Origin of the sequence: Flavobacterium sp. (assembly GCF_027531705.1) — a bacterium.
Lineage (GTDB): Bacteria > Bacteroidota > Bacteroidia > Flavobacteriales > Flavobacteriaceae > Flavobacterium.
In genome coordinates, this window is the sequence record NZ_JAPZSP010000025.1 from 36852 (window position 1) to 49282 (window position 12431).

A 12431-nucleotide genomic window follows, 5' to 3' on the forward strand; every position below is an offset into this window, starting at 1 on the left:
AAATAATAAATAAATTTTATATATTTGTGATTATCACAAAATATGAACAATCAAGAACTACTTTTAAAGGAAATTAGAAAGCTCACTTCAACTTCATTGAATGATGAAATTTCTGCAATACTCAATATTAGTTATGATGCTGCTCACAGAAGAGTTTCAGTAAAAAGTAAGTTTTCTATAGATGAAACATTGCAATTGGCCAATCATTTTAATATTTCATTAGACAAATTATTTTTGAAGAACGATAAAGTTATTGTTGAGAAAACTATTGAAATCACTTCGTTAAACGATATGCTTTCATATTTTAAAAAATCGGCAGAGAGAATTGAACATTTAGCAAGTAATGAAAATGTAACCTTATATTATTCTGCAAAAGATATTCCGCTATTTTACTTTATGGATGGAACCATTATCTCAAAATTCAAAGCTTATGTTTGGTTGAAATTGTTAAATCCAAATCAATCGGATGTTTCTTTTGAAAATTTTGTTGTTGATGAATCGTTTATGGAACATACGCAAAAGTTGAAAAAAATATATGAAAAAGTTACAGTAAAAGAAGTTTGGAATGACACGACTATCAATAGTAGTTTACAGCAAATATTATATTTTTATGAATCAGGGCTACTTAATTTTAATAGTGCTAAAGCTTTATGTTTAGATTTAAAACGCATTTTGAATTTGATAAAAGAAAAATCTAACCAATCAAATTCTAACTATTCTATCTATTACAATGAATTGATTTTGTTGAATAATAACATGCTAATCGAAACCAATAAAAAGCTCACAATGTTTATTCCTTATACATTATTAGGTTATTTTATAACAGACAATTTGGAAAGTTGCAAAAATGTACATCAGTTTTTCAAGCAGCAAATTCAGAATTCTAAATCTTTAAATCAATCAGGAATTAAAGAACAAAATTTATTTTTTAATAGAGCCAATAGAAAAATTGATTATTACTTAGAACGATTAAATAATCAAGTTGATTTACTTTTTTAAAAAAAATTAGTTATTCTATATTACCTCATTTTTCTATTTTAGGAAGCAAAAAATAATTAAATTTGATACTCCTAAAAATTCAAAAAATGCCTAGAGAAAGAAAAGAAGATTCTCCTATAATTAAAAAAGCTGACTCCATTTTTAAACAAGTTGAAGCTTTGGTAAACGCCATTCCAGAAGAAGATGATTTTTTACAATCACAAGCTGGTTTAATGATGAGCGACAGCATGATGATTTGTGCAAAATTAGCTGGTGCCAGTAGTGTTGGCTTGTATAGTATAAGAATGCAAAACGCAGCAATCATAAGACAATGCGTCATGGATTTATACGTTTTTGTTGGCGGATTACGCTACCATGAAGGTTTTACATCTAACGATTATGTAGAACTAATTCGCAAAGAAATTGAAGAATTTAGATTACTCTTTATAGACTGGGTAGCTAGTTTTGACAAATCAGATTATTTATGGGACGAATGGGAATTGTTCAATCCACCAGGTGCAATTCCTCCAAGTGATGATGACTACAATGACCCTATAAATTGGGATGATTTTGATTTTGAAAACTGATTGATTTTTTAAAATTTAACTTTATAAAAGTTTAATAGTAGTACTAGATAAAACCCGAATTCATTTAGTTGAGTTGGGGTTTTTGGTTTTATTTTATTCTTCACGCAACCTTTTTTTGTTTTGAAGACTATTAAATATAAAACAAAAAGTCATGAGATCTATTAAAAAAATTGTCATAATCTTAACGTCCTTATTTATATCATGCCAAGTAGAACCTCTGGATGAAAGCTTGTTAAACAACAGTGCTAACAACTCTAGTAATTCTGAAAAGATTGAAAAGAATTCTGAATTATACACATTGTTAGAAAACGTAACAAATGATAAAGGCAACCCAACTGAAAATATTGTATGCCTAGATTTTATTTATCCTTTTAAAGTTTTAGTTTATGATACTACTTCAGCTCAAATTGGAAATGTATTACTAACAAGCGACCAGCAATTTAGTTTGTTTTTAGAAAACCTTCCTATAGACCAAAAAATAAGCATAAGTTATCCAATAAATACAATATTGGAAGATGGCGAAATTTTTTCTGTAAATAACAATTCTGAATTAAAATTAGCAATAGAAAGCTGTTCAAAAGAAGACATAATAAACCATTGCAACAATACATTTGGTGGAGAACAATCAGTTTGTATTTGGAAAATACCCTATACAATAGAAAACGACAACAAATACTCCAGCGGGTATTTTAACACAAACAGTAATGGTTCTTTAGAATACACTTACAATGGAACTACTTATTCAGGAACATGGATATTCTTGTATGTTGACAATAAACTACATATAAATATAAATCTAGAAGGCTCATCCCAAGTTGCTCAAGATTGGAATATTGACAGGGAAATAGAATTGATTAATGAAGATATAGTAATAAAAAACGAATTGAAAGATATTATTTTAAGAAAATCATGTGAGTCAATAATAGAATATCAAATAGGCGATACAGGTCCAGCTGGAGGAATTGTTTTTTATGACAAAGGAAGCTATAGCGAAGGTTGGAGATACATGGAAGCAGCACCTTTAGACACTAATTCGACAGAATGGGGTTGCTTTGGAACATTAATTGAAAACACAAATAGTCCTGAAATTGGCAAAGGATTATTAAACTCAATTTTAACGACAAATTATCATGACAATTTATTCAATTACTATTTGAACCCAAGCATTTGTAACTCAGCAAATAATGGAACTGTCGCTAGTAGAGAGGCTCTCATTTTTGAAATAAACAATATAAAAGATTGGTTTTTACCTTCAGAAGAAGAACTTGCCTTAATGTATCAAAATTTAAAAAATGAAAATTTAGGATCATTAACAAACTCTCATTATTGGAGTTCAACACAAGTTGATGAAAATAACGCAATAGCAATAGATTTCTCAAACGGAGCAGTAATTACTCAATTAAAAATTGAAATAATACCTACAAAAGCTAGGGTTATTAGATATTTCTAAATTCAAAAAAAGAAACGTATATTTAAAACAAAAAAAATTCTTGAATCTAGAAAACCTCATAAAATCTTGCATAAAGCAAAATAGGCAAGCACAAGAAGAGTTATACCATTTGTATAAAAAAACTCTTTTCGTGTTGAGTCTTAAATATTGCGCAAACGAAACTGAAGCTGAAGATAACCTTCATAATTCTTTTATTGAGATTTTCACCAACATTAAAAAATTTGATAACAAAGGTTCGTTTGAAGGTTGGATGAAACGAATTACCATAAATAAAGCTATTGATAGCTATAAAAAGAAACTCCAACATATTACTTTAAAAGATGACAATATCCAAGATACGACAATAGATGAAGATGAACTAGAATATTCACTAGATTATATCTTATCAATTATTCAAGAATTACCGCATCAATATCGATTAGTTTTTAGCTTATACGAGTTAGATGATTATTCACATCAAGAAATTGCTCAAATGCTTTCAATATCTGAAAGTACTTCAAAATCAAACTTGCATAGAGCAAAAGTTATTTTGAAAGAAAAAATAAAGTCAAAAAATTCATTCCATAATTACTCAATAGAAAATGGGAAATAGAAAAGATATAGGAACGATTTTGAAAGAAAAAATCAATCGTTTGGACAAATCTCCAAATGAAAATGGTTGGAATGCTATTCAAACTGAATTAGACAAAAAAAAGTCTAAAAAAGTTTTTTTACTATATTGGCTTTCAAGTCTTTTGATAATTTCATTAGGCATTCTCATAACGAGCAAACTTTTATTAAATCAACCTAAGAATAATGACACAATCCACTTAGAAAATAGATTAAATAAAATAAAAGAAAACCGAAATAACACCAATAATAAATCTAAAGATTCTAATCAAATTAAAATTGAAGCTAAATCAAAACATACTAATCTCACTAATGAAGCATCAGAAAAAATTGAAGAAAACAATAAAATAAATATTACTACAAAGAACAACAAGGTTTCAAAAACAACGCTAAACAACTCTAATCCAGTAAATGAAAAACATGCGTATAACAAAAAATCTACTTCAAACAAAAGGATAAGTGCTTTAAAAAGTAAAGAAGATAAATCTACATTCAAATCAAAAAAAATAGGATCAGTTTCAAAAAGAAAATTAAAAAAGAAAAAATCTAGTAGTATTCTTGAAAAAAATAACTTTGGCACTAACATTTTTCAAAATGATAGTTCATCAAAGAACAGCGAAAAGGGAAATACTAAATTTTCAACATCAAGTTCAAATGAGAACAAAGATTCTAATGTTATTATAAAAGACAAGTTAATTTCTGACGAAAAATTATCAATCCAGAAAACTGGAAATAAACTTGAAAAAGAAAAGCTAAATCAAATTAGTAAAGACAGTATCAAAAAGAAAAATGAAGCTCTAAAAACAAAAAAAGATTCTGTCAGCAAAATTATAGAGAAAGAAAGATATGTAACTGTTTTTATATATGGAACACCAACTTTTTATAAACCACTGAATGAAAATTTCATACTAGATAACAGCTTAAAAAACAACCCTACAACATCAAAAACACAACTAAGCTATGGAGCTTACTTATGTTTTCAAGGAACCGACAATCTTAGTATTAGACTTGGATACGGAAAAAATAACATAAAATATAGCACTCAAAATGTAACAATAAATACTTCTAACTTTTCAAATATAGATTATGATTCAGGGGTTTCAAATCAATTCATATATAGCCAGTCTAACAACTCAAAATCAATGTCTGTTTTTCAAGAGTTATCTTATACCGATATTCCATTTGAAATAAAATATAAGATATTAAAGAAAAAAGTAGGTTTTAATGCAATTTTTGGTGTTAATTTTCTGCTACTAGAAAAAAATGAAGTTTCAATAGTAACTGAAAACGGTTTAAAATATAAAATTGGAAAAACTGGAAATCTTTTGAAACAAAGTTTTGGGGCAAACATAGGCTTAGGTCTTGATTATAAAATTTCTAAAAGAATAAAAATAAATGTTGAACCAATGATTAAATATCATTTCAAAGATATTGAAAATAGAAAGTCAGACTCTTATATCTTTAACATCTTAACTGGAATTGAATTCGATTTATTTAAAACTAATTAGTAAAAAAACAATCAAAATGAAATTATTTAAATTAATAATCAAAAGCATTTTTTTCCTATTATTATTTTCATGTTCGAATGACAATAACGAGGAAGCATCAAACTCTGAGAACTTAATGACTATTAAAAAAACTATTACGTACAATTATTATGTCAATACTAGTACCACGGAAAAAGTCATAAGTTACTTTGAAAACAATAAAGTAATTACTGACAGTACATTTAACAACAATATATTTGCAAGAAAAGCAATGTATGAATATGGCAGTAATAATAGGCAACAAATTGTCTATAATAACACAAATGATTTTGTAGTAAAAAATATTCGTAACTATGATAATCTAAATAGAATAACTAGCATTAACAGTTATAACATTTCAAATCAGATTATATTCTCAAAATCATACGAATACCAAAACGAAAATATTTTTGTAACAACAATTGCTGATGGGACATCAACTCTAAAATTTCACTATAAAACTAATTCTGACAACCTACTTTTTTACGAAAAAAATCTAATTACAAACGAAACTAGAACTTTAGTTTATTCAAACAATAATCCCATCGAATTATTAGGAACGCCAAACAACACCAATTACGAATATTATTCAACTCTAAAACCTTCAAATATTCAGAATAATAATTATGAGATTAACAATACTGCTTTAATCAACTTACAATTAGAGCATATCTATCTATCATGCAATAATTTTTTAAAAAAAATATCAGGAACTACGTTTGTAACCGATTTTGAAAAACAGTTTAATTCTAATAACTATGAAACATATTCGAAAACAACCATTACTCGAAATAGCGGAAGCTATATTAGTTCAGAAATATTTACTTACTATAATTAATTTAATAAATTTTGGTTAATTTGCTTAGCCCTAATTCAAACTAATGAATTGGGGTTTTGTTTTTTTTATTCCTTTTTGTAACTTTTTTGCAACCCTTTACGTATAACAACATGAACACTTTAAAGTAAAGGAGAAAAATATACATGAGACAACTTAAAATCACCAAGCAGGTAACCAATCGTGAAACTGCTTCTTTAGACAAATACCTTCAAGAAATTGGAAAAGTTGACCTTATTACTGCTGACGAAGAGGTAGAATTGGCGCAACGAATCAAAGCTGGCGATCAACGCGCTTTGGAGAAATTGACTAAAGCTAACTTACGTTTCGTGGTTTCTGTTGCTAAACAATACCAAAATCAAGGTCTAACCCTTCCCGATTTGATTAACGAAGGAAATTTAGGTTTGATAAAAGCAGCACAGCGTTTTGACGAAACTCGTGGTTTCAAATTCATTTCTTATGCGGTTTGGTGGATTCGTCAATCGATTCTTCAAGCGTTAGCAGAACAATCTCGTATCGTTCGTTTGCCATTAAACAAAATTGGTTCTATCAATAAAATCAACAAAATGTACGCATTATTAGAGCAATCTAACGAACGTCCGCCAAGTGCTGAGGAAATTGCAAAAGAGCTAGATATGACAGTAAATGATGTAAAAGAGTCTATGAAAAACTCTGGTCGTCATTTATCAATGGATGCGCCACTTGTAGAAGGTGAAGATTCAAACCTTTATGACGTTTTACGTTCTGGTGAATCTCCAAATCCTGATAGAGAATTGATTCACGAAAGTTTGCGTACAGAAATTGAGCGTTCGTTAGAAACTTTAACTCCAAGAGAAGCAGACGTAGTTCGCTTGTATTTTGGATTAGGTGACCAACACCCAATGACTTTAGAAGAAATTGGTGAAACTTTCGATTTAACTCGTGAGCGTGTACGTCAAATAAAAGAAAAAGCGATTCGCAGATTAAAACATACATCAAGAAGTAAAATCTTGAAAACATATCTTGGGTAAATTCCAAATGACAAATTCCAAATCCCAAATGTTGGAATTTTATAAAAGTAACAAACAGTCTGATTAACTGTTCGTTTTTTGATTGATGATTGAAACCTCGGCTGATTACCGAGGTTTTATTTTTTTCAAAAATGACAACCTTATGAACTTTGAATAAATCTTTGTGAACTTTGCGGTTAAAATTTTACCTTTGTCAAAACAACATAACTACACAATGAAGAATACACTTATTGCTCCATCTTTACTAGCAGCTGATTTTGCCAATTTGCAACGCGATATCGAAATGATTAACAATTCAGAGGCCGATTGGTTTCATATCGACATTATGGATGGCGTTTTTGTTCCAAATATTTCATACGGAATGCCCGTTTTAGAAGCAATTACGAAACATGCAACTAAAACTATTGATGTGCACTTAATGATTGTTGATCCTGATAGATATATAAAAACTTTTGCACAGTTAGGTTCTAACATACTAACGGTACATTACGAAGCTTGTACGCATCTTCACAGAACTTTACAGGCTATAAAAGCAGAAGGAATGAAAGCTGGAGTTGCCTTAAATCCACACACTAATGTAGATTTACTAGAAGATGTAATTAATGATATCGATGTGGTTTTGATAATGAGTGTCAATCCTGGTTTTGGCGGACAATCATTTATAGAAAACACCTATTCTAAAATTGAAAAGCTAAAAGCATTAATTACTAGAAAAAACGCTTCAACATTAATAGAAATTGACGGTGGTGTAACTGATAAAAATGCGGAAAAATTAGCAAATGCTGGCGCAGATGTTTTAGTGGCTGGAAGTTTTGTTTTTAAAGCAAAAAATCCAACTGAAACTATAAGTGCATTAAAAAAATCTGTGAATTCTTAACTTATTCTTTTACAATTTTTTTAGTAAAATTGCCTTTATCCGTAAGTAGTTTCGTGATGTAAATTCCTTGTAAAAGCTCTTGAACATTGACTTCTAAATTGGAAGTATTTGTATCTGAAATTACATTTTTTATCAATCTAGAATTAACATCATAAATTTCAATTCCTTGAATAGTTGCATTATTTACTGAAATAGAAACAACATCATTAACAGGATTTGGAGCAATAAAAATAGAATTTTCAACAACCGATTGGTTAACACCTAAAGTAACTGAACCATTTAGTACAAAAGGAAAATCCTGAGCAACATCAGGTGCTGATGAAGGTGTTCCACTATCAATAATATTTGTTGACCAACCTATAACATCAGAAGGGTAAGTTGAAGCTACAACATGTATTTTAGCATTAGCCCCTGCAACTCCTCTGCTACCAATAACAGTCGCAGGAGGAAAAAAGAAATTGGTATTGTTTGTTGGATGCACCTGAAATTCAACCCAATAATGACCCGATGGTAATGTTGCTGTTAAAGTTCCTCGTAAACGCCAAACTCTTCTAGAAAAATTGATGGGTTGTCCACCAGAAGGATATGAAGAGTTAAATATTCTGTATATAAATGCATTGCTGCAATTGGGGATATCGATCACATTTGCTGTCATATCACCAACTATAGGTGTAGCTCCTATAGTCGAAGGATCAGTATTAAAAATCTGCACTTTCAACTGATCAACTGGAGATGTAATAAGATTATTGTATTCGCCTTGATAACCAAAAAAATCAATACTTGAAACTTCCCATTCTTCACCCACAGGAACAATAAAATCATCAGCTATTCTGTAGCTAGTAGTTCCATCTGTTGTATAATAAGCAGGAAGACCAGCCGTAGCATTAGCTTGTAAAAAATTCCCAGTGTTATTTTGCATCTCGCTCCAAGTATAACCTGACGGAGCAGTACTACCACTTATTGAATTCACTCCAGTAGAAAGTGTTCCATTAGTATAGATTTGTCCATTACATACAACACAAAAAACCACTAAAATACTGCTAATTATATACTTAACTTTTAACATTTTGATCATTTACTAAATGTCAAAAATACAAAAAAAATTAATTCATAAAAAATTAAGTAATCTAATACTGACTAATCAAATATTTTATCAAATCTGTTGTAGTTACAATTCCAACTAGTAAATCACCTTGGCAAACTGGCAACGCATGAAATTCATTTTTAGATAAAATCTCTGCCGTTTCTTTAATTGTCGTTTCAGGTGTTACTGTTATTAGTTTTTTTGCCATTACTTGCTCAACTGTAAACATATTGTAAACGGTTGCATCAACAACTTCATCGTCATCATCGACAGCATCAACAAAAGAGATTCTTAGCAAATCTGTATAACTCAACATTCCTAATATAACATTTCCTTTTACAACTGGAATATGGCGAATATGATGCTTTTTAAAAAGCGTTTCAGCCTTTGTTAAATCATCATTCAAATTTAATTTAACAACATTTTGCGTCATTATAGTTGACACCGGAACAACTGCTTTCATGATTTCAGTATTTTAACAATACACAAATTTAGTTTGCTTTTAAAACAAAAATCATGACTTATATCAATAATTAATTTGATTTTTTACGCTAATTTATACACAAAAAAAAGAGTAAGATTTAGCCTTACTCTTTTTGAAATTTTTATTTCTAGTAAACTTATTGCTTAATTATTTTTAAAACTTTACTTGATGTTTCAGAAGTTATTTTGACAATATAATTACCAGAAGTTAATGCTGTCAAATCTATTTTTTCTTCACTAGTATTTACTTTCTTTTCAAAAACCAATTGTCCTAACGTATTGAAAATAGCAATTGAATTAATATTTTCTTTAGCAGAAACAGTCATAAAATCGATAATTGGATTTGGACTTACACTAACATTTGACATTTCAAAAGCAGTAGATTTTAAAGAAGATATTTCTACACACGAACTCATTTCACTACATCCATCAAATGATGTAACAAGGACAGAATACAAACCATTTGATATAGCTGTATAACTTTGGGAATTCGCTCCAATAATAGGTGTAGATGGAACTCCTCCACAAAGATACCATTGATAAGTAGCTCCATTCTGATTTGCTGTTATTGTATTACCATTTAGAGTTGTTGAATTATCAGTTGAGTAAACATAAACCATAAAAAAAGTTTGATTACTACAGTTTCCATTACTTGCATATACATAAATAAGTTGATTACTCGTAATTGCAGTTCCAGCTGGAATTTGCACACCTGTTCCATTTGGACCAGTATAGTATTCGCCCACTAGTAATACAGGCAACACAAAAAATGTACACGTAGCAATATCGCCAGATGAATACAAAACTGGTGCTTGATTAATACTCACAACCACAGGTTCAACATCAAAACCACAACTATTACTGCTTTTTACATAATAAGTACCACTTTGAGCGATTGACGATGGATTAACTAATGGTGTTGTACATGCTGCATTAGTCCAATAAGTGATTATTCCTTCCGCATCACTTTCAATGACAACATTTGGCGAAGTGATGTCAACCGTTTGTGGAGAACAAACTGACGGAGGATTTATAATTAATAATTGAGGAGCAACATTATATTCAACAATTATAGAATCTAAGCTTACTAAAGTTGTTGCTATATTGGTGTAAATCACTTCATAAGTTCCAGGCTGCGTTACGACTAATGAAGAATTAGTTTGACTTGGAATTACAACACCATCTTTTTTCCATAAGAAAGTATAATTTGAAGTACTCAAACCTGTTGTAAGCGTTACGCTGTTTCCTTGACAAACTGCTGTATTATTTGCTATTGTTAAATCAGCACCTAAAATATTGGTATCTAGCAAAGAAGATTTCATAAAAATAGCAGAATCAAATAAAGAGTCTTGCCAATCACCAATTACAATTTTGAGTTTATATGTATCTCCTATTACAAGATTTGATGAAGCATTTAGCAATACAGTACGACCATTAAAACAAGTTCCGCTCAAGGAAGAATTATTGGACGCATCATAGGCTCCAAAATATTGAGCATTAACCGAAGGACAACCGCTATTGTAAACGTTGCTTCTAATTGTATTTACTGAAACGGGAGTTGTAGTTTGTGGAACAACAGCAATATTGGTAGTCACACCAGTTGTTAAATTAGTTAACAAAAAAGCCACTTTATCGGAAAATCCACATTGATATGCACCATACTCTTCGGATGCAAAAACATAATCCATACTTAAACTTGACGTTGCTGCCACAAAATTAAAGGATAGAAAAGACGCATCTTGTATAAAACCTGTTGAACCTGATGCATTTGAAAAAGCTTGCAAATCTGAATCACTAACACCACTTCCTGTAGTTGACATTGTAGATGTACCCGAAATAGAATTTGAATTTCCACCACAAATAACAATTCCGCTAGAAAGTGGAAAGGCAGGATTTGTATTTTGAAAAGAACCTAGTCCATTGCCAGAACTTCTACTAATATTTGAGGCAGTTCCATTAAAAATAGTGTTTACAAGTGTCGTTGCGCTTGTTGTTGTATTTACTGTAATTGCTTGCGAGTAACCTGCAAAAACAGTTAGTGTAAGTAATCCTAAAATAATTTTTTTCATGTTTCTTTATTTTATTTAATTGTGACCGCGGAAGGATTCGAACCCTCAACCCTCAGAGCCGAAATCTGATATTCTATCCAGTTGAACTACGCAGCCAAATAAGAGTAAAGAATATAGAGAATAGAATAAAGACTTAGTCTATTCTCTATATTCTATTTTCTTTACTCTAAAATTATACTAAAAGTTTTTTCACTATTGCCGAAATTGTTTTGCCTTCTGCTTGACCACCTATTTGCGCTGATGCTAATCCCATCACTTTTCCCATTGAAGCTATGCCTGATGCGCCTGTTTCGGAAATGATTTTGGAAACAATTGCTTCAACTTCAGCTTCTGAAAGTTGGGCTGGAAGGAATTTTTCGATTACAGCGATTTGTGCTAATTCTGGTTCGGCTAAGTCTGGACGGTTTTGAGCTGTAAAAATTTCGAAGCTATCTTTTCTCATTTTTACTAATCGTTGTAAAATCTTGATTTCATCTGCTTCTGAAATTTCTTCTTTGCTTCCCGATGCTGTTTGTGCCAATAGTAACTCCGATTTGATTGCTCTTAATGCTTCTAATGCTATGGTGTCTTTTGAACGCATGGCATCTTTCATTACTTCCATTATTTTTGCTGATAAACTCATTTTTATATTAAATTTTAGATTTTGTACTTATAATTTGCTAATTAGCCCTGATTACTTCACATATTTTTTATTTCCATTGGAGTTCAGTGAACTTCGTTTGGAGCAAGTATCCTTTTTTTTTAATAGAAAAGCACCTCGACTGCGCTCGGCGTGACAAAAAAAAGATACTGCGGAAAGCAGGAAAATGGATTGTCGAAAAAGCCCAAACCACTCGCTCATAAGCTTTGCAAATTTAGTGAAATTTTTATTAATAATTTGGAGATTGCTTTGACCCTAACAAAAACAAATAACCCGAAAATTC

General features: G+C 30.3%; 12 protein-coding genes and 1 tRNA gene. 8 read left to right on the plus strand and 5 right to left on the minus strand.

Annotation, left to right across the window (positions count from 1 at the left end; translation table 11 throughout):
- Positions 1–42 precede the first annotated feature (42 nt).
- The 8 genes from O9267_RS10325 (at position 43) to rpe (ending at position 7872) form a co-directional block, all read left to right on the plus strand.
- Entirely contained in the window at positions 43–999 is a 957-nt protein-coding gene (locus tag O9267_RS10325) for a hypothetical protein (protein WP_298179003.1), read from the plus strand.
- A gap of 86 nt (positions 1000–1085) precedes the next feature.
- Positions 1086–1565: a hypothetical protein gene (locus O9267_RS10330; RefSeq protein WP_298179005.1), complete on the plus strand. Its 480-nt coding sequence runs from the start codon at positions 1086–1088 to the stop codon at positions 1563–1565.
- 151 nt (positions 1566–1716) lie between these two features.
- Complete coding sequence (locus O9267_RS10335; protein ID WP_298179007.1) at positions 1717–3015, plus strand: hypothetical protein; 1299 nt, start codon at positions 1717–1719, stop codon at positions 3013–3015.
- Between the two features lie 40 nt (positions 3016–3055).
- On the plus strand, positions 3056–3607 hold the full coding sequence (locus O9267_RS10340) for an RNA polymerase sigma factor (RefSeq protein WP_298179008.1): 552 nt from the start codon (positions 3056–3058) through the stop codon (positions 3605–3607).
- A complete protein-coding gene (locus O9267_RS10345) occupies positions 3597–5132 on the plus strand; it encodes a hypothetical protein (protein WP_298179010.1) in 1536 nt (511 codons plus the stop codon). The genes O9267_RS10340 and O9267_RS10345 overlap by 11 nt, the downstream gene beginning before the upstream one ends.
- Positions 5133–5148: 16 nt before the next feature.
- Positions 5149–5988 (plus strand): hypothetical protein, encoded by an 840-nt coding sequence (locus tag O9267_RS10350; RefSeq protein WP_298179013.1) that lies wholly within the window; start codon positions 5149–5151, stop codon positions 5986–5988.
- 143 nt (positions 5989–6131) lie between these two features.
- Complete coding sequence (locus tag O9267_RS10355) at positions 6132–6995, plus strand: sigma-70 family RNA polymerase sigma factor (protein ID WP_007804760.1); 864 nt, start codon at positions 6132–6134, stop codon at positions 6993–6995.
- A gap of 214 nt (positions 6996–7209) precedes the next feature.
- On the plus strand, positions 7210–7872 hold the full coding sequence (gene rpe, locus O9267_RS10360; protein ID WP_298179015.1) for a ribulose-phosphate 3-epimerase: 663 nt from the start codon (positions 7210–7212) through the stop codon (positions 7870–7872).
- Between the two features lies 1 nt (position 7873).
- Here the strand turns inward: rpe and O9267_RS10365 are convergent, their stop codons facing one another.
- The 5 genes from O9267_RS10365 to O9267_RS10385 all read right to left on the minus strand — a co-directional run bounded on the left by O9267_RS10365 (position 7874) and on the right by O9267_RS10385 (position 12130).
- Positions 7874–8938: a T9SS type A sorting domain-containing protein gene (locus tag O9267_RS10365; protein WP_298179017.1), complete on the minus strand. Its 1065-nt coding sequence runs from the start codon at positions 8936–8938 to the stop codon at positions 7874–7876.
- Positions 8939–8999: 61 nt separating this feature from the next.
- Positions 9000–9419: a CBS domain-containing protein gene (locus tag O9267_RS10370; protein WP_298179019.1), complete on the minus strand. Its 420-nt coding sequence runs from the start codon at positions 9417–9419 to the stop codon at positions 9000–9002.
- Between the two features lie 157 nt (positions 9420–9576).
- Positions 9577–11508, minus strand: a complete 1932-nt coding sequence (locus O9267_RS10375) for a choice-of-anchor L domain-containing protein (protein ID WP_298179021.1) — start codon at positions 11506–11508, stop codon at positions 9577–9579.
- 22 nt (positions 11509–11530) lie between these two features.
- Positions 11531–11604: transfer RNA gene (locus O9267_RS10380), tRNA-Arg, on the minus strand.
- A 76-nt stretch (positions 11605–11680) separates the two neighbouring features.
- Entirely contained in the window at positions 11681–12130 is a 450-nt protein-coding gene (locus O9267_RS10385; RefSeq protein WP_298179023.1) for a GatB/YqeY domain-containing protein, read from the minus strand.
- Between the last annotated feature and the right edge of the window lie 301 nt (positions 12131–12431).

Coding starts and splice junctions, on each gene's coding strand:
- O9267_RS10325 (WP_298179003.1), top strand. CDS start 43: ATGAACAATCAAGAACTACTTTTAAAGGAAATTAGAAAGCTCACTTCA.
- O9267_RS10330 (WP_298179005.1), top strand. CDS start 1,086: ATGCCTAGAGAAAGAAAAGAAGATTCTCCTATAATTAAAAAAGCTGAC.
- O9267_RS10335 (WP_298179007.1), top strand. CDS start 1,717: ATGAGATCTATTAAAAAAATTGTCATAATCTTAACGTCCTTATTTATA.
- O9267_RS10345 (WP_298179010.1), top strand. CDS start 3,597: ATGGGAAATAGAAAAGATATAGGAACGATTTTGAAAGAAAAAATCAAT.
- O9267_RS10350 (WP_298179013.1), top strand. CDS start 5,149: ATGAAATTATTTAAATTAATAATCAAAAGCATTTTTTTCCTATTATTA.
- O9267_RS10355 (WP_007804760.1), top strand. CDS start 6,132: ATGAGACAACTTAAAATCACCAAGCAGGTAACCAATCGTGAAACTGCT.
- rpe (WP_298179015.1), top strand. CDS start 7,210: ATGAAGAATACACTTATTGCTCCATCTTTACTAGCAGCTGATTTTGCC.
- O9267_RS10365 (WP_298179017.1), bottom strand. CDS start 8,938: ATGTTAAAAGTTAAGTATATAATTAGCAGTATTTTAGTGGTTTTTTGT.
- O9267_RS10370 (WP_298179019.1), bottom strand. CDS start 9,419: ATGAAAGCAGTTGTTCCGGTGTCAACTATAATGACGCAAAATGTTGTT.
- O9267_RS10375 (WP_298179021.1), bottom strand. CDS start 11,508: ATGAAAAAAATTATTTTAGGATTACTTACACTAACTGTTTTTGCAGGT.
- O9267_RS10385 (WP_298179023.1), bottom strand. CDS start 12,130: ATGAGTTTATCAGCAAAAATAATGGAAGTAATGAAAGATGCCATGCGT.